General features: G+C 64.8%; 1 protein-coding gene. It reads left to right on the top strand.

Annotation, left to right across the window (positions count from 1 at the left end; genetic code table 11):
• On the top strand, positions 1-1,079 hold a 1,079-nt coding region (locus ACM6G4_RS18665), incomplete at both ends, for a calcium-binding protein (protein ID WP_414914303.1).

Raw genomic sequence — 1,079 nt, 5'->3', positions numbered from 1 at the left:
GGCCTGGGCAATGACCTGCTGATTGGCGGTGCGGGTAATGACCGGATGGCCGGTGGAGCCGGCAACGACACCTACCGCGTCGATTCCGCCGGGGACCTGGTGGTCGAGACGGCGGGTGAGGGGGCCGACTCGGTACAGACCACGCTGGCCAGTTACACCCTGGGCGCCAATGTCGAGCATCTGCTCTTCACCGGAACCGGCAACTTCACCGGTACCGGCAACGCGTTGAACAACGTCATCACCGGTGGGGCGGGTAATGACAGCCTCAACGGCGCTGGCGGCAACGACACCTTGCTGGGTGGCGCCGGCAACGACGTCCTCACGGGCGGCACGGGTAATGACCGGATGGTCGGTGGAACCGGCAACGATACCTTCCGCGTCGATTCCGCCGGGGACCTGGTGGTCGAGGTGGCGGGTGAAGGTGCCGACTCCGTACAGACGACGCTGACCAGCTACACCCTGGGCGCCAATGTCGAGCATATGCTCTACACCGGTGTCGGTAACTTCGTCGGCACCGGCAACGCGTTGAATAACATCATCACCGGTGGGGTGGGTAATGACACCCTCAACGGCGCTGGCGGCAACGACACCTTGCTCGGTGGCCTGGGCAATGACGTCCTCAGTGGCGATGCGGGGGCTGACCGGATGGAAGGCGGCATCGGCAACGATACCTACCGCGTCGATTCAGCCGCGGACGCGGTTGTCGAGTTGGCGGGCAGCGGTGAGGACTCCGTACAGACCTCGCTGGCCAGTTACACACTGGGCGCCAATGCCGAGCACCTGCTCTTCACCGGAGTCGGCAACTTCGTCGGCACCGGCAACGCGTCGAACAACGTCATGACCGGTGGGGTGGGCAATGACACCCTCAACGGCGCCGGCGGCAACGACACATTGTTGGGCGGCCTGGGCAACGACAACCTCGATGGTGGTGCCGGCAACGATAGTGTTGCGGGCGGTGCGGGCAACGACACGATGAATGCCGCCAGCGGCGACGATATCTTCGTGTTCGCCGCGGGCTTCGGCAACGACCGGATCCTCGGCTTCGATACCGATGCGGCGGGAGGCCAGGATCTGCTCAA

It is taken from the genome of Pseudomonas sp. IT-P258 (assembly GCF_949767825.1).
Taxonomy (GTDB): domain Bacteria; phylum Pseudomonadota; class Gammaproteobacteria; order Pseudomonadales; family Pseudomonadaceae; genus Aquipseudomonas; species Aquipseudomonas monachiensis.
Note: the sequence above shows the minus strand (reverse complement) of the source record. Positions and strands in the feature narration are given on the sequence as shown.